Source organism: Bradyrhizobium sp. CCGUVB4N (genome assembly GCF_024199945.1).
GTDB lineage: Bacteria > Pseudomonadota > Alphaproteobacteria > Rhizobiales > Xanthobacteraceae > Bradyrhizobium.
Genome location: NZ_JANADP010000001.1, coordinates 5213720 through 5231073 on the forward strand (window position 1 = coordinate 5213720; position 17354 = coordinate 5231073).

Annotated in this window: 21 protein-coding genes; 4 read left to right on the plus strand and 17 right to left on the minus strand. The window is 65.0% G+C overall.

All coding sequences use genetic code 11. The features are described from left to right. Window position 1 precedes the first annotated feature (1 nt). Complete coding sequence (locus NLM31_RS23975) at window positions 2–1069, plus strand: nickel/cobalt efflux transporter (protein WP_254193880.1); 1068 nt, start codon at window positions 2–4, stop codon at window positions 1067–1069. Window positions 1070–1081: 12 nt separating this feature from the next. Here NLM31_RS23975 and NLM31_RS23980 read toward each other — a convergent pair whose 3' ends face one another. Continuing rightward, window positions 1082–1954 (minus strand): DUF1259 domain-containing protein, encoded by an 873-nt coding sequence (locus tag NLM31_RS23980; RefSeq protein ID WP_254196253.1) that lies wholly within the window; start codon window positions 1952–1954, stop codon window positions 1082–1084. A gap of 489 nt (window positions 1955–2443) precedes the next feature. On the opposite strand from NLM31_RS23980, the gene NLM31_RS23985 reads away from it, so the two are divergent. Further along, the gene (locus tag NLM31_RS23985) at window positions 2444–3502 is read left to right on the plus strand and encodes a Cj0069 family protein (RefSeq protein ID WP_254193881.1); all 1059 of its coding nucleotides are present in this window, start codon (window positions 2444–2446) and stop codon (window positions 3500–3502) included. Window positions 3503–3505: 3 nt separating this feature from the next. Here NLM31_RS23985 and NLM31_RS23990 read toward each other — a convergent pair whose 3' ends face one another. The 4 genes from NLM31_RS23990 to NLM31_RS24005 are packed head-to-tail and all read right to left on the minus strand — an operon-like array spanning window position 3506 to window position 7348. Continuing rightward, window positions 3506–3955 (minus strand): nuclear transport factor 2 family protein, encoded by a 450-nt coding sequence (locus NLM31_RS23990; protein WP_254193882.1) that lies wholly within the window; start codon window positions 3953–3955, stop codon window positions 3506–3508. Window position 3956: 1 nt separating this feature from the next. Next, window positions 3957–4736, minus strand: coding sequence for a ribonuclease activity regulator RraA (locus NLM31_RS23995; protein ID WP_254193883.1), 780 nt, complete (start codon window positions 4734–4736; stop codon window positions 3957–3959). A gap of 13 nt (window positions 4737–4749) precedes the next feature. Continuing rightward, window positions 4750–5949 (minus strand): mandelate racemase/muconate lactonizing enzyme family protein, encoded by a 1200-nt coding sequence (locus tag NLM31_RS24000; protein ID WP_254193884.1) that lies wholly within the window; start codon window positions 5947–5949, stop codon window positions 4750–4752. 37 nt (window positions 5950–5986) lie between these two features. After that, the gene (locus tag NLM31_RS24005) at window positions 5987–7348 is read right to left on the minus strand and encodes an MFS transporter (protein WP_254193885.1); all 1362 of its coding nucleotides are present in this window, start codon (window positions 7346–7348) and stop codon (window positions 5987–5989) included. A 158-nt stretch (window positions 7349–7506) separates the two neighbouring features. Here NLM31_RS24005 and NLM31_RS24010 point away from each other — a divergent pair, with 158 nt between their 5' ends. Continuing rightward, the gene (locus tag NLM31_RS24010) at window positions 7507–8391 is read left to right on the plus strand and encodes a LysR family transcriptional regulator (RefSeq protein ID WP_254193886.1); all 885 of its coding nucleotides are present in this window, start codon (window positions 7507–7509) and stop codon (window positions 8389–8391) included. A gap of 30 nt (window positions 8392–8421) precedes the next feature. Here the strand turns inward: NLM31_RS24010 and NLM31_RS24015 are convergent, their stop codons facing one another. From NLM31_RS24015 to NLM31_RS24060, 10 genes are all read right to left on the minus strand, one after another. Further along, window positions 8422–9222 (minus strand): CbtA family protein, encoded by an 801-nt coding sequence (locus NLM31_RS24015; RefSeq protein WP_254193887.1) that lies wholly within the window; start codon window positions 9220–9222, stop codon window positions 8422–8424. Between the two features lie 10 nt (window positions 9223–9232). Next, window positions 9233–9442 carry a CbtB domain-containing protein gene (locus tag NLM31_RS24020; RefSeq protein ID WP_254193888.1) on the minus strand — a complete coding sequence of 70 codons (210 nt, stop codon included), beginning with the start codon at window positions 9440–9442 and terminating at the stop codon, window positions 9233–9235. Between the two features lie 3 nt (window positions 9443–9445). Beyond that, on the minus strand, window positions 9446–9769 hold the full coding sequence (locus tag NLM31_RS24025; protein WP_254193889.1) for a hypothetical protein: 324 nt from the start codon (window positions 9767–9769) through the stop codon (window positions 9446–9448). 51 nt (window positions 9770–9820) lie between these two features. Next, on the minus strand, window positions 9821–10042 hold the full coding sequence (locus tag NLM31_RS24030) for a hypothetical protein (RefSeq protein WP_254193890.1): 222 nt from the start codon (window positions 10040–10042) through the stop codon (window positions 9821–9823). Between the two features lie 83 nt (window positions 10043–10125). After that, a complete protein-coding gene (locus tag NLM31_RS24035; protein WP_254193891.1) occupies window positions 10126–10383 on the minus strand; it encodes a hypothetical protein in 258 nt (85 codons plus the stop codon). 87 nt (window positions 10384–10470) lie between these two features. Further along, window positions 10471–11025, minus strand: a complete 555-nt coding sequence (locus NLM31_RS24040) for a cytochrome b (protein ID WP_254193892.1) — start codon at window positions 11023–11025, stop codon at window positions 10471–10473. Between the two features lie 10 nt (window positions 11026–11035). Next, a complete protein-coding gene (locus NLM31_RS24045; RefSeq protein ID WP_254193893.1) occupies window positions 11036–11884 on the minus strand; it encodes a fumarylacetoacetate hydrolase family protein in 849 nt (282 codons plus the stop codon). Between the two features lie 25 nt (window positions 11885–11909). After that, window positions 11910–13238 (minus strand): MFS transporter, encoded by a 1329-nt coding sequence (locus tag NLM31_RS24050; RefSeq protein WP_254131708.1) that lies wholly within the window; start codon window positions 13236–13238, stop codon window positions 11910–11912. Window positions 13239–13272: 34 nt separating this feature from the next. Continuing rightward, on the minus strand, window positions 13273–14847 hold the full coding sequence (locus NLM31_RS24055) for a bifunctional 3-(3-hydroxy-phenyl)propionate/3-hydroxycinnamic acid hydroxylase (RefSeq protein WP_254193894.1): 1575 nt from the start codon (window positions 14845–14847) through the stop codon (window positions 13273–13275). A gap of 40 nt (window positions 14848–14887) precedes the next feature. Next, window positions 14888–15784, minus strand: coding sequence for a VOC family protein (locus tag NLM31_RS24060; RefSeq protein ID WP_254193895.1), 897 nt, complete (start codon window positions 15782–15784; stop codon window positions 14888–14890). Between the two features lie 198 nt (window positions 15785–15982). On the opposite strand from NLM31_RS24060, the gene NLM31_RS24065 reads away from it, so the two are divergent. After that, a complete protein-coding gene (locus NLM31_RS24065; RefSeq protein WP_254131711.1) occupies window positions 15983–16702 on the plus strand; it encodes a GntR family transcriptional regulator in 720 nt (239 codons plus the stop codon). A gap of 27 nt (window positions 16703–16729) precedes the next feature. On the opposite strand, the gene NLM31_RS24070 is transcribed toward NLM31_RS24065, so the two are convergent. Continuing rightward, on the minus strand, window positions 16730–16942 hold the full coding sequence (locus NLM31_RS24070; RefSeq protein ID WP_254131712.1) for a hypothetical protein: 213 nt from the start codon (window positions 16940–16942) through the stop codon (window positions 16730–16732). A gap of 225 nt (window positions 16943–17167) precedes the next feature. Next, on the minus strand, window positions 17168–17344 hold the full coding sequence (locus NLM31_RS24075; RefSeq protein WP_254131713.1) for a hypothetical protein: 177 nt from the start codon (window positions 17342–17344) through the stop codon (window positions 17168–17170). Between the last annotated feature and the right edge of the window lie 10 nt (window positions 17345–17354).

The window sequence follows — 17354 nt, forward strand, 5'->3', positions numbered from 1 at the left end:
TATGACCGACCTGTCTCACCTGCTCCAGCAGAGCAGCGCGCACGCATGGCTGTTCGTGCCCAGCGCCATCCTGCTGGGGGCGCTGCATGGTCTCGAGCCCGGCCATTCCAAGACCATGATGGCCGCGTTCATCATCGCGGTGCGGGGCACCGTGCTCCAGGCCGTGCTGCTCGGCCTGTCGGCGACCATCTCCCATACCGCGATCGTCTGGGCGATCGCGCTCGCGGGGCTGTATTTCGGCCAGGAATTGTCCGGCGAACGCAGCGAGGCCTGGCTGCAAATGGCCTCCGCCGTCATCATCATCGGCATCGCCGGCTGGATGGTCTGGCGCACCTGGCGGGAACAGAACCACGCGCACGCGCACGACCACCATCATCACGACGAGGCGCAATCCATTTCCCTCGCGGGGTCGTCGCTCTCGCTGGACGTGTTCGAAGACGGCGTGCCGCCTCGCTGGCGGATCCGGAGCGAGAGCGGTGCGCTTCCCACGTCCGGCGACATCGCGGTGACCACTATCCGCGAGGACGGCTCAGAGCAGACCTTCACGTTTGCCGCCCGGGACGGATACCTCGAAAGCGTCGAGGAGATTCCCGAGCCGCATGCGTTCAAGGCGCGCGTCGCCTTGGCCGGCGAGTCCACCGAGCTCCTGTTCAGGGAGCACGATCACGACCACATGGATCTCGGCGACGAGGACGACGCGCACGCGCGCGCCCACGCCGCTGATATCCGCAAGCGCTTTGCCGGGCGCAGCGTGACGACGGCGCAGATCGTGCTGTTCGGCCTCACCGGCGGACTGATCCCCTGCCCCGCCGCGATCACGGTGCTGCTGCTCTGCATCCAGCTCAAGCAGTTCAGCCTCGGCTTTATCCTGGTGCTGTCCTTCGGCATCGGGCTCGCGATCACGATGGTGTCGGCAGGCGTTCTCGCCGCGCTCAGCCTGCGGCATGTCGAACGACACTGGGGCGGCTTCAGCCGCTACGCCCACCGCGCGCCCTACGTCTCGGCGGCCTTGATCGTCTTCGTCGGCCTCTACACCGGTTGGACGGGCTTGCACGAACTGATGTTGTGACCATCGGCGAAATCAGCCTTTCGCGCTCGCCGTCTTGTCGAGCGCGGACCGTAGCCCCTTGGCGAGCTTGATCGCGTCATCATTGGCCCAGAAGTGCATGAAGAACAGCCGCGGCTGCTCATCCAGCATGTGGCTGTGCAATGCCGTCACCTCGATGCCGTTCGCGAGCAGCGCTGCGACCACCGGGTTCACCTCGTCACCCGACAGGACGAAGTCGCCGGTGATGGCAGCCTTGCCTCCGCCAGTTGGCTGAAAGTTGATGCCGCTCGCAACGCCCATCGCCCCGACGGGCGTGAGCGGCATGCTCTCCTGTGTGATCGGATCGCGACGCTTGACGGCGAATTGGTAGACGCCGCCATTGACCTGTCCCTTCGTGCCGATGATCTGGTCGAGCGCAGCGGTGTCGAGTTCGACGGCGGGCTGCGGGCTCGACGGTGCGGTAACGGTCAGGGGTGTCTTGCTTTCGGCGAGAGCGTCGTGGATCGCCGACGCCAGCTTGACCGGGTCGCCATGTCCCGCAACATGCATGTAGAACGTCGCCGGGCTCGCGCGCAGCAGATGGTTGTGCACGGCGGTGATCTCGAGACCGCTGGCGATCATCTTCGCCATTACGGGCGTGATCTCGGTCTCGAGCAGCACAAGGTCGCCCATGACCATGGCGCCGCCGTGGGCTGGCTTGAACGCCACCCAGCCGCCAAGCGCCAGCGCCGGCTTGATCGCGACCCCGTCCAGGGTCACGGCGAGATCGCTGCGCGGAAACCCGTATCGATGGACATCATCCGCGACCGCAGCCTTGCGGCCGAGGGTTTGGTCGATCGCTTGCCAATTGACCTCTTCGGCCTGGGCCGCCGAGACGAATGGCGCGGCAAGCGACACTGGTCCCATAACGGCGGCCAGCAAGAGAACGGCGTGACGGAGTTTTGGGAGTCGCATGGTCCTTCTCCTGGTGTCCCTGCCCCAGGGTAGAAGCCTTCCGAAAGGCATCCAAATCACGCGCGTTGCCGCGCGCGAGCCGAATGAGCCAATCTGTCGAATGAAGACGGTGTGTGAAATGGACATGCTGCGCCCTTGGTGATCAGGACGCGATGCTTTGGCATGTCGCCTCGCGGGGAGACCGCATATCCCCGACGCCTCGACTAGAAGCCTGAGGGACCAGGCTGTCAACGCGGACGATCCGCGAGGTCTCGAAAAGTTTTCGTCGGTCCAATGGAACCAATTGTCGTGTGCCTGCGCTCGCGCGATCTGCGGAAGCCGCATCGTCGCATCTTGCGGCTTCCGCACGATCCCGCATAGAATGCCGCAGTGGGGACAAGGCAGACTCCCCGTGAGACTTCGGTCCAAGTCTGCGCAGCACGCAATTCGTGGAGCTTGCGCATGGACACAACATCCCCTCACCGATATTCCATAGCTATTCTTTCACGAGGCGACGCAGGCGCGCGCCTCGACACAACGGCACAGAACAGTCGTTTCGTCCGCGTCTTCGAAGCCCTCGCCGCCGCCGGCATCGCGGCACACCCCGCCATCTACGACGAAAGCTTCAGTGATGCGGTCCGCGATCAGCTGCTTGCGGTCGACGGCGTGCTGGTCTGGGTCGATCCGATCCACCAGGGAAAGACGCGCGCGGAGCTGGACGCCTTGCTGCGCGACGTCGCAGCGCGCGGCCCGTGGGTCAGCGCGCATCCAGACGTCATCCTGAAGATGGGCGTCAAGGAGGTGCTCTACCGGACGCGCAATCTCGGTTGGGGCGCCGACACCCATCGCTACGACAGCGCGGCCGCCTTCGCAGCGGAATTTCCACCACGGCTGAGGGCTGACGGCCCGCGCGTGCTCAAGCAGAATCGCGGCAACGGCGGCCAGGGCGTGTGGAAGGTCGAGGCGCTACCAAATGCGACCCCGGCGGTTCGCGTGCTCCATGCGCTGCGCGGCAGCCATCCGGAGGACATGCCGCTCGATGCCTTCATCGCGCGATGCGAACCCTATTTCGGCTGGGGCGGCTGCATCATCGATCAGCCGTTTCAACCGCGCCTGCCCGACGGAATGATCCGCTGCTACATGAGCGGCGCCAGGGTCGCAGGCTTCGGCCATCAACTGATCAAGGCCTTGATCCCGCCGCCGCCGCAAGGACCGGAGTCACCCGAAGCGCAACCGGGGCCGCGCATCATGCACGGACCCGACGCACCATCATTCCAGGCGCTGCGGCGGCGGATGGAGGACGAATGGACGCCGCAGATGATGAAGCTGCTGGCCATCGACGAAGCATCGCTGCCGGTGATCTGGGACGCCGACTTCCTCTTCGGGCCACGCGACGCCGATGGCGCCGACAGTTATGTTCTCTGTGAGATCAATGCGAGCTCGTGCTTTGCGATCCCCGATGAGGCGCCGGCGGCGATCGCACGGACGGTTCGCGAGCGATTGGTGGGCGCCAGGCGATAATTGCTATTTGTGCGAGAGGTGATAACCCCGCTTCTCATATTCAAACGCCACGAGCTCGCAGATCCGAACCGAAGGATCTGCGGGCGCGGCGTAATAGGCCCGGATCTCCTTGATGCGTCCGCTCTCCGTGTCGAAAACGTACCATTCGTCACCGCGAAGCGCGGTGCCCTGCTTGCGCTTCCAATGGGTCCATTCGATCACGGCTTCGGGTGTCGTCGACGAGCACAGGATCTTTTCGATGGTCCATTGCGAGCCGAGATTTTCGACACACCATATCCATTTGTACGCGATCGTCTCGGCGCCGCGCCATGGAATGTCCGGCAGGCCGGGTGGAAAGTAGTGCACGGCGTCTGCGGTGAAGCACGACATCAGGGCATCGTAATCTGCGGCGTTGCAGGCCTCGAAATAGCGACGGATGGTCGCCTCCATGGCGGCGGGTGATGTCTTGCTCATCTCATGCTCCCGCCCGGATGGTCGTCGCTCGCGCCGGATCGGCGCCGGCCTTCTTCCAGGCCTCGAAATCGGCGCGCACGGAAGGCGTCGGCGGGTAGACGCCATAGAGCGGCTCGCCAGCACCGATGCGATACGACAGATACTTCTCCAGCTGGTCGCGCCGCTCGCAGAGATCGGCCATCTCGGCCGCCAGATGCCGCGGCACGACAGTGACGCCGTCACCATCGCCGACGATGATGTCGCCGGGATAGACCGCGACGTCAGCGCAGGCGATCGGGACATTGAGGTCCGCGACGCGATGATAGGACAACCGCGTCGAGGCCGTGACCTGCCGCGCATAGGCCGGGAAATCGAGCCGCGCCAGTTCCTGGCCGTCACGAAATGCGCCGTCAGTGACGATCGCGGCCGCACCGCGCACCTTCATACGCGTCGGCAGCATGGCCCCTGCCGATGCCGCACGCGGATCGTTGCGGCTGTCGATCACCAGCACATGGCCCGGCGGAATATTCTCGACCGCTTCCCATTGCAGATTGTCTGCGTTCGGATGTGGTGTGAGCGTCTCGATGGTATCGAGATCCTCGCGCGCCGGAATCATGCGCATGGTGAAGGCTTCGCCGGCGAATCGGACCGCGTCCTTGTTCATCGGCACCAACCCGACCAGGAAACACTGGCGCAGGCCTTTCTTGAACAGCTCGGTGGTCAGCGATCCCGAGGAGACATCCTTCAGCCGGCGGATGACGGAGGGATCGAGGGGATGAAGTTTTGCCTTCGGCTCGTACATGGCGTTTCCTCCCTCAGGGGCGCTTTCCGACCTCGTGGACGTCGCGGGTCCAGGCCCGCCCCTGCTCCGACAGGCTGAAGCCGAGGCCGGGCCGGTTCGGCACGATCATTCGACCGTTCACGACCTCCAGCTTTTCGTTGAACATCGCTTCCGACCACTCGAAATGCTCGACCCAGGGCTCGCGCGCGTAGGCAGCCGTCAAGTGCAGATGGATTTCCATGCAGTAGTGCGGCGCGAGCTGAAGCTTCTTGTGGTCGGCAAGCGCGAGGATCTTGAGGAACGGCGTGATACCGCCGACGCGCGGTGCATCGGGCTGGATGAAATCGACCGAGTTGTTGCGGATGAGCTCGTAATGCTCGTCGACGCTGGTCAGCATCTCGCCGGTCGCGATCGGGGTTGCGAGCTCGGCGGCGAGCGCCGCATGGCCTTCGTAATCATAGGCATCGAGCGGCTCCTCGATCCAGGTCAGGTTGAACTGCTCGGCGATGCGGCCGAAGCGCAGAGCCGTGGTGCGATCCCATTGCTGGTTGGCGTCGATCGCCAGGGGAACGTCGCCGATATGGTTGCGAACCGCTTCAATCCGCTTGAGGTCCACCATCGGATCGGGCTGGCCGACCTTCAGCTTGATGGCGCCGATGCCCTTGTCGAGCGCCATGGAGACACGCTCCTTCACCTCCTCGATCGGCATCGAGAGATAGCCGCCCGACGTGTTGTAGCAGCGCACGGAATCGCGATGGGCGCCCAGCAGCTTTGCCAGCGGCAGTTTTGCGCGCTTGGCCTTGAGATCCCACAGCGCGATGTCGAAGGCCGCGATCGCCTGCGTGGACATGCCGCTGCGGCCGACCGAGGCGCCGGCCCAGACCAGCTTGTCCCAGAGCCGCGCGATGTCGCTCGGGTCCTCGCCGATCAGCTCGCCGGCGATCTCCTTGGCATGCGCGAACTGGCCGGGACCGCCGGCGCGCTTGGAATAGCTGTAGCCGATGCCGCTGTGACCGTTCTCGGTCTCGATCTCCGCAAACAGGAAGGCGATCTCGGTGAGCGGCTTCTGCCGGCCGGTGAGAACCTTGGCATCGCTGATGGCTTGCGCCAGCGGCAGGAAGACAAGCGAGGTGCGAACCCAGGCAATCCGGTCGGTGGTGGCTTCGCCGGCGGCAAGGCCTGCGGCGAGCGGGTTGGCGATGATGCGAGGATTGCCTGGCGTATGGACGTTCATGATGGTCTCCTGTGAGTGGGATTTCGGGTGATGAGGCTTATTCGGCGGCTTGCGGCGCGGCGCGGATCAGGCCGCCGCCTTCGCGGATGACGAGGCGCTCGATCGGGCCGACGATGACCCAGTAGCAGAGCACGGCGAGCAGCCCGTGCAGGCCGACATAGAGCAGTGCACCGTTGAACGATCCGGTGGCGGACAGGATGTAACCAATCGCAACAGGCGTCACGATTCCGGCGGTGTTGCCGATCGCGTTGAAGACGCCGCCGGTGAGGCCGATCACTTCCTTCGGCGCGGTGTCGGCGACAACGGTCCAGCCGAGTGAGCCAAAGCCCTTGCCGAAGAACGCCGCGCTCATCAGCACCGTGATGAGGATGGTGGAGTCCGTGTAGTTGCAACCGATGATCAGCACGGTCATGACGAGGCCGATCGTGATCGGGGTCTTGCGCGCGATCCCGAGGGAGCCGGTGCGCTTGAACAGCCAATCCGTGAAGAAGCCAGTCGCGACACCGCCGATGAAGCCGCAGATCGCGGGGATGGTCGCGATCAGGCTGGCATCGAGCACCGACAGGCCACGCGCCTTGACGAGATAAGTCGGAAACCAGGAGACGAAGAACCAGGTGATGGAGGAGATGCCGTATTGCGCGAGGAAGATGCCGACCAGCATCCGGCTCTTGAAGAGTTCGCCAAGGTCGGACCAGCGCGGCCCCTGCTCTGCCACCGCTGCCGGCGACGCCGCCCCGAGATCGACCAGCGCACCGCCATCACGGAGATGATCGAGCTCCGCGGCATTCATTTTGGGATGAAGGCTCGGCGGATAATAGGCGATCGCCCAGAGCGCGGCGAGCAGGAAGCCCAGCACGCCCATCACACCAAAGATATGCTCCCAGCCGAAGCGGTGATCGAGAAAGCCCATCAGCGGGGTGAAGATGACCAGCGAGACATATTGCGCGCTGTTGAAGATGGCGCCCGCAATGCCGCGTTCGGCGGACGGAAACCACGCCGCGATGATGCGTCCGGCCGCGGGGCCGACGGGTGACTCGAAGATGCCGAGCATGAATCGCAGGATCAGCATCACCAGGAACGGATAGCTGGCCCAGCCGACACAGCTCATCAGGAATGTGACGAGCGACCACAGGATCAATCCACCCAGGATGGTCTGCTTGGCACCAAGGCGATCCGCGATCCATCCCGCCGGGAGATGCGCCAGCACATAGGCCCAGGCAAAGGCCGAGAACATCCAGCCGAGTTCGACCGGCGTGATCCCGAGCGCCTTCGTCATGTTGGGCCCGGCGATCGATAGTGTGGCGCGGTCACCGCTGCTGAGCGCCAGCAGGATGGTGATCAACGCCAGGGTGACGAAACGATAATGCGTCCGTGCGGACGGCCTTTGATCCGTGGTCACGCTGCTCCGCCCTTTCCCGTTTTGTTTGACCCGGTCGGACTTGTGCGACCGTGGATGTCCGCGAACGCCTGCGGCATTGGGGACGCGAGAAAGCTAGATCAGCGATCAATTCAGGTCTAAGCTCATTTTTGGATGAAATTGATCCAGAAAAGGTATCAATGATCGAGTTCGGGCAAGTGCGGGCCTTCGTGGCGGTGGCCGATGAGCTGAATTTCGGCCGCGCGGCCCGACGGCTGAACATGACGCAACCGCCACTGAGCCGGCAGATCCAGTTGCTGGAGGCAACGCTCCGCGTCACCCTGCTCGAGCGCACCAGCCGCTCGGTAAAGCTGACCGCGGCCGGACGTGCCTTCCTCGCCGAGGCGCGCGCATTGCTTCAGCAGCGCGAGCACGCCGTGAAAGCCGCGCGGCAGGCCGCGGCACTCACCGGTGGCGCGCTGTCAATCGGCTTCGTGGGCGCAACGACCTACGGCTATCTGCCGTGGCTTGCGACGCGCGTAAGCGCCGAACTGCCGAACATCGAAATTACGTTCGAGGAACTGACATCGCGTCAGCAGCTCGATGCACTGAGATCAGGGCGGATCGATCTCGGGCTGGTTCGGCCGATCGAGACCGAGAAGCCGATCCGGAGCGCGAGCGTTTTTCGCGAAGGACTAGCCCTTGCGCTGCCGCTCGATCATCCGCTCGCCGTGCGCCGGCGACCCGAGCTATCGCATCTCGAAGGCCAGCCCTTCATCATGTATTCGCCTGATGGGCCTTACATGCGATCACTATTGACCGCGGCGTTCGACGCCAACGGCGTTCGGCCGCAGGTGGTGCAGTCGATGAGCCAGGCGCAGGCGATCCTGTCGCTGGTCAGCGCGGGCCTTGGTGTCGCCATCGTGCCGGACGAGACCCGCAATGCCTGCTTCGACAATGTCGTGTTTCGTCCGATCAGGCTCGGACAGTCCGTCTTCGCCGAACTGCATGCAATCTGGCGCAGCGACAACCGCAACGCCGCCCTGCCCCGGCTGCGCGAGCTCGCGTTCCGGACCGCGCGCTGAGCGCGGCTGCAATCGGCTGAAGTGACAAGCCTAGGCGCGCTGATCTAAACGTGCAAACACCGCGCTCGTCAGACCGCCGAGCAAGGTCCAGAACACCAGGCTCGTCACCGTCACCGCAGTGACGAACTGATGCGTCAACGACGACGGCACGTTGGTCTCGATATTGGCGAGCTCCGGCGCGCCGATCAGGTGCGGTAGGGTCAGCAGGATCACGCCGGCGATCGCAGCCGGCACCGAGCGGCGGAAGACGATCATGGCGAGCCCGCCGGCCGTCGCGAGCACGGCGGCCAGCCACCAGATCTGGCGCGACAGCAGCGGTGCGGCGGGTACGCCCGGCAGCTCCGGCGGCAGGCCGAGGCCGGGCGCAAGCGTAAAGACGGCAAAGCCCGCCAGCCCCCAGAGCAGGCCTTCGTGCCAGGAGACGCTCGCGCCGGTCGCGCCACTGCGCACGGCGAAGAAGCCGGCCAGCAGCAGCGCGAAGCCGATCGCGGTCAGGATGTTGGCGGCGGCGGTATAGGCGTTGCGCTCAAAACCGTCGCGCGGCTCCCAGGCCCCGGCACCATGGTCGTGGCCGCCAGCGCCATGATCATGGTCGCCGGCGCCATGGTCATGGTCATGGTCGCCGTGATCGTGGGCGGCGTGGTCATGCCCGGCTGCCGCCGGCTGCGCCGTGGCCGGAGCGTCATGCTGGTGCGCCTCCGCCGCCTTCTCGAAGACTTCCGCCTTCAGGATCAGGGGGACGGTGCCGAACTGCTGGACGACAGTGACGATGAGACCGACGATGAAGCCTGAAATGACCGACGCGAAGACGATCGCGCGAAACGTGCTCATGCCACCCCGGTTAGTGGCAGGGGAACGCGTTCGAGTGACGCACGTCGTGCGCCGCGTTGTGGACGACGTCGATGTGGGAGAATCCGACCATGCCGACGACGAACACGCCGAGCACCATGGCCATCAGGGCCTGCGACAGCCGTCCCACCTGCCCGGCGGCGACCGGAAGCGTGGTCTGCGCGTTGGCGAGCTGGGCGGTCGTGAGCTGAGACGGGCTCATGGTCTATTCTCCATTGGCGATTTGCGGCTCTTCTAGCAGCTTCCGGGCGACGTCGCGACTGGTAAGATGCAGGCTTATCCCAGGCAAAATGCCCTTCCGGACGATCTTGGCGCACGCTGCCGCCCGGAAGGCAGCCTCGGAGCGCCGGAAATAGCCGAGGCAGGCCTCGGGGGTCGGCTCCGTGCCCAGCAAAGTCCGGAAGGCGCCCCGATGCACGGCGCAGATCGCGCCGTGGCCGGTGACGGGAAACACCAGCGAGGCGATGTCGTCGCGCCAATGCACTTCGTTGCTCAAGCTGTCGCGCGCCCCGTGAGCACCATCGGTCATCTCCCGGCGGCGACCCTACCACAGCTGTCGACGAATTCGGCCAGATCGCAATCAGGCCGGCTCCCGTTCCGCGCGCGTCCTGATCATGGCGCGCTCGCCGGCGTCGACGAGCTGGCCGATGCCGGTGCGGCCGGTCAGCGCGCAGCGGATGATGTTTTCGGCGACCGACCTGCGGAAGCCGTGGTCCTCGCCATCGGGGCGATGGCGGCAGACCCGGTCAAGCGCCAGCTTCATGTTGATCCGTGTGCGGGTGTCGAAATGCTCGCTGATCATGCGCCCAGCCTCAATGCGTTGTTGCCCCGGCACTGAACGCCCGGGAATCGGCAGGGTTCCAAACGCGCAACCAAGGTGGCGGCTCAGGTCCGCCCGCGCGGGCGCTGGGCCTGCGCCCAAGCCGCCGTCACCTCATGCGGGGGGACGTCGACGCGTTTGATCGGCAGCAGTTGCCCGGACGCCGAGACGATCGCGGTTTCCTCGCGGCGACAGCGCGGGCAGACGAAGCGGACCTCGTGCGGCTGTGCCGACCAGCTGGCACGTTTGACATTGGCCGCCATCGGCCAGGCCTCGCATTGCGAACACGAAACCAGAAACCGGCCAGGATCGAGCATACCCATTCCATAGGACTCCGTTCCTGCCCGCTCCTTCCAATGATTATCCCGGGTCAATCGTTCCGGTGGCGGAGCACCGTCAGCGGTCCGGCTCTAGCGGTTCCCCGATCGCGGCCACATCCGCGCCAGCGTTCCATCGCGCATCACCAGCGCATGCCAGAAGGTCGCCGCGATGTGCAGGGCCACGACGGCATAGACGACATAGGCCAGCGTGTCGTGCGCGACCTCGCCGGCATGAGCGATCTGCGGGCTGTCGGCCACCAGACGCGGCCAGCTGAACGTCCAGAAATATTTCAGCGAATAGCCGCCCGCCGAGGAGAACGCGTAGCCGGTCAGCGGCATCGCGAACAGGATGAGGTAGAGCGCGACATGATTGATCCGCGCGGCGAACCGCACCAGCGCACCGAATGACGACGGCTCGGGCGGCACCCTGGTCGCCGCCCGCACCATCAGCCGCAGCAGCGACAGGAACAGCAGCGTCATGCCGAGCGATTTGTGCACCTCGAGGAGCTCACGGCGCGGCGAGGTGCCCGGCGGCTGGAGACCGCAATAGAATCCGATCAGCATGGCGATGATGAAGAGCACCGCTGTTGCCCAGTGAATCCTGCGCAGCAGCGGCGCATAGGCCGTCGAGACTTCCGAGGACATCAAACTTGCATCAGGCTTCGTCGGCAATCCCGTTACGCAACAGGCCGACCTTGTCGATCTCGACCTCGACGACATCGCCCGCCTTCATCCAGAGCGGCGGGGTGCGCCTGGAGCCGACGCCGCCCGGCGTGCCGGTGGCGATGACGTCGCCGGGCTCGAGCCGGGTGAACTGCGAACAATAGTCGATCTGACGCGGGATATCGAAGATCATCTGGTCGATCGTGGTGTCCTGCACCACCTCACCGTTGAGCCGGGTCTGCAAGCGCAGCGGGCCGACATCGCCGACCTCGTCGGGCGTGACCAGATAAGGGCCGAAGCCGCCGGTCGCGGGAAAATTCTTGCCCGGCGTGAACTGGTGGGTGTGGCGCTGATAGTCGCGGACGCTGCCCTCGTTGTAGCAGGCATAACCGGCGATATGCCCCCAGGCTTCGCTGCGCGAAATGTAGCGGCCGGGCTTGCCGATCACGACCGCGAGTTCGCCCTCGAAGTCGAGATGGGTCGAAACCTTCGGGCGAATGATGTCGGTGAGATGACCGGTCTGGCTGTTGGCGAAGCGGCCGAACACGGTGGGGTTCTCGACCTCCGTGCGGCCGGTCTCCTTGCGATGGTTCTCGTAGTTCAGCCCGATGCAGAGGATCTTGTCCGGGTTCGGGATCACCGGCAGATATTTGATCTTCGACAGCGGATGGCGCTTGGCGCCGGCGGCGGATTTTGCGGCCTCAGCCAGCGCGCCTGCTGCGATCGCCGATTTCAGGTCGGGGTAGCGATCCCTGAGAGCAGCGCCGAGATCGGCCACGCTGTCGCCCTCCACCAGGCCCCATGAGGCGGCGTTGTCGATGGTAAAGCTTGCGAATTTCATGTGGTGTCCTTGACGTTTGGGCCGATCAGATCGACGTGGCAGGAAGGATGGTAGCTGAAGATGACCGCGAGGAGGTCTTCGCAAAACGCGCGATGGTCCGCTCCGGGAAGATGAGTGCGAATGCGGCAACCGCGCCGACAATGAGGATGCCGGCGGTGAACGTCATGGCATGCGCATAGCCGAGCGCGCTGTTGCTGCCCGCCTCGCCGACGATCCACCCCGTGAGCGCATTCGAGAACAGCGCGGACGCCGCATTGCCCGAATAGATCACGACGATCAACCGGCCGCGCTGGGCGGCGGGCGCCACGGCGCCAAGCGCCACCGGACCGAAGATCGTGGTCAGGCTGGGCGCCGCGAAGGCGATCGCCACGCAGACGAGCTGCAGCGCGCCCGACGTCACGATACTGAGCAGCAGCGCCGAGCCCGCGACCAGCAGTGCCAATCCCGAGGCATTGCCGAGGCAGGCACGCAGGCTCCAGCCCCGGCGCTGAAGGGCTTGCGTAATCCATGAGCCGCTGAGCAACAGCGGCGACTGGAAGATGTAGATGGCCGAAATGATCCAGCCGACATCGGTCGGCTTGTAGCCGAGCCCGAGCTGGAGAAATGGCGGCAGCCAGGTCGCGGAGATGCCGACGATCCAGTACGACATGGTCGACATGATGATGACGCCGATCACCGTCGGATCACACCACAGGAGTCGCGCCGGCACGTTTGGCGCAGCTGCCGGCGCGTCCTGGCCGGCGGCGGTCGCGGCGTAAGGTCCCTCCGCGCCGATGATGCTCCAGGCAACCATCCAGACGATGCCGAGCAGGCCGCAAACCAGAAAGCCGGTGCGCCAGCCGTAATTGATGATCACATAAGTCAGCAACGGGCCGCCGGCCAGAAGTCCGACGCTGATGCCCTGGAGCACCACGGCACTCGGGACGCTGCGCTTGTCGGCGGGAAACCAGTTGTAGCAGGCGTGCAATGCCGTCGGCAGGCCCGGCCCCTCGCCCGCGCCGAGAAGAATGCGGCACACGACCAGCACCATGACGGAGCTCGAGAAGAACACCGGAAGCTGCGTCGCCGACCAGATGGCGGCGAGCAGCATCAAGATCCACTTTGCTGGGAAACGGCCGACGACGAACAGTCCGACCGCCATGCCCGAGAGCGAGAACAGCAGAAAGAAGCTGCTGCCGATCAGGCCGAACTCCTTCGGGCTGAGCGACAGCTCCTTCATCATCGGCACCGCCGAGAGACCGAACACAAGCTTGTCGAAGAAATTGATCGTCTGGAACAGAAACAGCATGATGAGGACGGCGTAGGCGCGCGCAGGCACCGCAGGTCCCGTCGTCAGGCTCGACGATGATGGCATGATTTCCCCCTGTTGAATTTTGTCTTTGTCTTGTTCATCGCAGCTGCGCCTTCAGACCGGACAGCATCGCCACGAGCGCGGCTTCGTCGGCCGCAACGCCGTAGACGTAATGATCGGGGCGCACGATCGCGGCCGCGCAGGCATGCCGTGCGAACCAGCTCGCCACCACGCCGCTCTCCTCCCGCAGCACGTCCGGGCCGGCATCGTGATCCGCCTCAGCGATGCCGATCACGCGCAAGCCTGTCTCCGCCGCGCGGGTCGCGATCGCAGGCGAATGCGCCAACGCGCTATCGCCCCTGAGCACGAGCCGCCATCCGGCACCGCAGGCGGCGTCGAGCAATTGGCGGCCGTTTGCGGTCAGCACCCACGGCTGCGGAAACAGCGTCCCGTTGGCAGCATGCAGCACCTCGGCGCGCAGGCCACAGCTGAGCGGCGGCACGATCTCCTGTCGGGTGATGGTCCGCGGCACGCCGCCCCCTTCGGCGAGGATGCGGGCATCGCGTGCTGCGGCCGCGTCCGGATCGCGCTCGCAGATGACATGACCGATCGCCTTGATGCGCGTCGTCAGCTCGCGGACATGGGCACTGCGTTCCTCCTGGTAGGTGTCGAGCAGCGCCGCGCCGGACTCTCCGCGCAAGACGCGCGCGAGCTTCCAGGCCAGATTGGCGACGTCGCGAATGCCCTGGCACATGCCCTGGCCGATGAAGGGCGGCTGCTGGTGGGCCGCATCTCCGGCGAGGAAGATGCGCCCTTCGCGCCATTTGCTGGCGACGAGGGCATGAAAGCGATAGCTCGCCGCCCGCCACAGCGTCGCATCGTCGGGCGTCAGCCAGCGCGCCAGGAGCCGCCAGACCTGCTCGGGCCGCTCCATCGCGCGCGGATCCTCGCCCGGCAGCAGCATGATCTCGAAACGCCGATGCGAGCCAGGTCCGACGATGTAGGTGGTCGGCCGTGCCGGATCGCAGAACTGAGCCGCCGTGCGCGGCAGTTTTGCAAGACCCGCCGCGTTGACATTGAGGTCGATCACGAGCCAAGGCTCGTCGAACACCAGATCGTCGAAGCCGATCCCGAGCTGCCGGCGGACCGTGCTCGATGCGCCGTCGCAGGCAATCACATAGTCTGCCGTGACGTTCCGGGGGCCCCGGTCACCGCGGAGCTCGAGCGTCACGCCGTTCGGCGCCTGTTCGAGCCGGCGGAGCTCGGTGCCGAGTTCGACGACCACCGACGGAAGCGAGCGCGCATGCGCGCGCAGGATTTCCTCGACCGGCGGCTGGGTGAACACCATGGTCGGCGTATAGCCAAGCGGATAAGGCTCGCTGACCATGTCGATGCGGCGGATCAGCTGGCCGCGCGCGCCGAAATGTTCGGAGGCCGGAAACGGCGCAATGTACGGACCCAGCTGCCCGGCAATTCCGAGATTGTCGAACAGCCGCAGGATCTCGTGATCGATCGCGATCGCGCGCGGCTTGTCGTAGACGGCGCGGTCCCGGTCCACGGCCAGCGTGCGGATCCCTTGCGCGCCCAGCAGGCTGGCGGCGACGGCGCCTGACGGACCGAAGCCCACGACAGCGACCTCAAACTCGTTCGCGTGGTTCGAACCGGATACCAAGCTCTGCACATCCCGTGTGAGTGTTGATGAGGTGCCGCGCTCAAGGTGCGGCGTAGCGAACCGACAATTGCGCCGCCTTGACGTGCTCGGCCTTCGGCGGAGCGATGCCCCATTGATCGGTGCGGCCGGGCGGCCAGACCCAATGATCGGGGCCCCGCACGACGTAGCTGTCGTCGACCTGGAGCACCTCGGCGGTGTATTCGATCACGGTCCCGACCGGATCGATGAAATAGGAAAACACGTTGTCACCGGGCCCGTGGCGACCGACGCCCCATGCAATCGGAAAGCCGGCATCGATCATCCGCCCCGAGCCGCGCATTACCGCCTCCAGGCTCGGCATCAGGAAGGCAACATGGTTGAGTCCGTTGACCCCTGCCGCGGCGATCACGACGGCATGGTGATCGCTGTTGCAGCGGACGAACGCCATCGCCTTCGAACGGTCCGTCAGCCGAAATCCGAGCGCGCGTTCATAGAAGGCTGCGGAGCGATCGACATCGGTGCTGTTGAGATTGACGTGGGCAAGCCGCTCCGGCCGGTCGCCTTGCTGCGGCCCCGGCGCGTGACCGATATCGCCGTGAACGAAACGAAGGATGCCACCTTCCGGTGCGCGAATGGTCATCGCCACGCCGCCATCGGGCGCAGCGTTGGGCGCCGGCCCGCACAGCAATCGGGCGCCTTCGGCAACCGTTCTGTCGGCAATGGACGCAAGATCGTCGGGGCTTGCGACGCGAAAAGTCACCGCGCCGAGCTCCGGCTGCTCGCTTTGGTAGAGCGCCACGACGTGATGATCGCGGCCGGTTGCGCGCAGATAGACGATGCCGTCCACGCGCGCGACGAGCGCAAGGCCCCAGACGTCGCAATAGAATTTTACGGAGCGGTCGAGGTCCGGCGTGCCGAGCTCGACGCTGCGCAGCGCTGTCACCGGAAACCGGGCCATGAACGCACTCCTCCGTCAGGCCACTGTCCGGGCTGACCGGGTGTGGCTTTCTTGATCGCGGCCGCACCTTCACGACCGTCCCGTTCCTTTTATTACACAAAATCGATACCGCAACAGAAATTTATACATTTTATGGAATCGTGATCAGATGTATATGATGATGGACCGCGAGCAGAGCGAACAACGGAGACTTGAGCGGTGGAATTGACTGCAACGGCCTCCCTGTCCGCACCATCGACGCAAGCGAGCCATGTCTACGACCGGCTGCGCGAGGACTTGTTGTCCGGACGCCTTGCGCCGTCGCGCAAGCTGCAAATGCGATTTCTGATGGAGACCTATCAGACCGGCCAAACGCCGCTGCGCGAGGCGCTCAACCGGCTGACCGCCGACGGACTGGTCGAGGTCCGCGAGCAGCGCGGCTTCTACGTCAAGGACGTCAGCCGCGCCGAGCTTGCCGAGCTGACCAAGACGCGCTGCTGGGTCGAGGCTCTTGCGCTGCGTGAATCGATGGCGGCGTCCACGCCCCAGTGGGAGGAGCAACTGGTGCTGGCGCAGCATCGGCTGAGCCGCGTGCCGCGGTCGCTGAGCGCCACGGAGTTCGAGGACAATTCCGAATGGGAGCGGCTGCACCGCATCTACCATCGGACCCTGATCGGTCAGTGTGGCTCGCAATCCCTCATCGCGTTCTGCGGTCAGCTTGCCGACCAGCTTTATCGTTACCGGCGGCTGTCGATCAGCAAGGCCTTTCCCTCCCGCCATGTCGGTGACGAGCATGCGGCAATCGTGGATGCGGTGCTGAGCGGCGATTCCGATCTGGCGGTGACGCTGTTGACGGCTCACTATCGGCGAACCGCCGACGTCATCCTCCAGGACGAGGCTATTTTCCCGGAATTGCGACGCGAAGCCGCCCGCGGCTGACGGAGGCCGCGGCTTCGGGTCTTGCCTTCAGTGCGCGCCCTTGAGCGTGCAGGAGGTGGTGCAGGTGACGGTATTGCCGTGGTCGCACGCCTTGCAGGCGGCAACGCACTGGTTCATGTCGCGGGGATTGTAGGAGCTGTAATTCCGCAGCGCGCAGACCGGGGTCGAGCCCGTGACGTCCTGTTCCGGGTTGCAGGCTGCCGTCAGAAGCGCAAACAAGATGACCGCAAACAGACGCATGGGACGTCACCATCGGACGAGCTACGTACGCGGGCAACGTTGCATGGCAATCTTGCCCTAAGCATTCCCATCTGCATTCCCATCGCCAGGCAACGCAACGCGTCGTTCCCCGGTTCCCATCGAGGATGCGTCTCAATTGTTAAGAACGGCTTGCGATCGCCCACGATCCCGCCAACGCAGAGATGCCGCGTCGTGCTTCTTTGCAATTGGAACCGTTAGACCAATTCAAGCGGCAGCCTTGGTCGCGATCACGTGGCGCATGTCCACCGCGAGCTGACGGTACTGCTCCCCGAGCTTCAGGTAGAACTCGCGCTTGTTGCTGTCGGTGGCGAGCTTGGCAATCAGCTCGCATTCGGCGGTGAGAGTCTCAAACCGCTCCAGCCTGTCCTCAAGTTCTGTCATTGGCGTATCC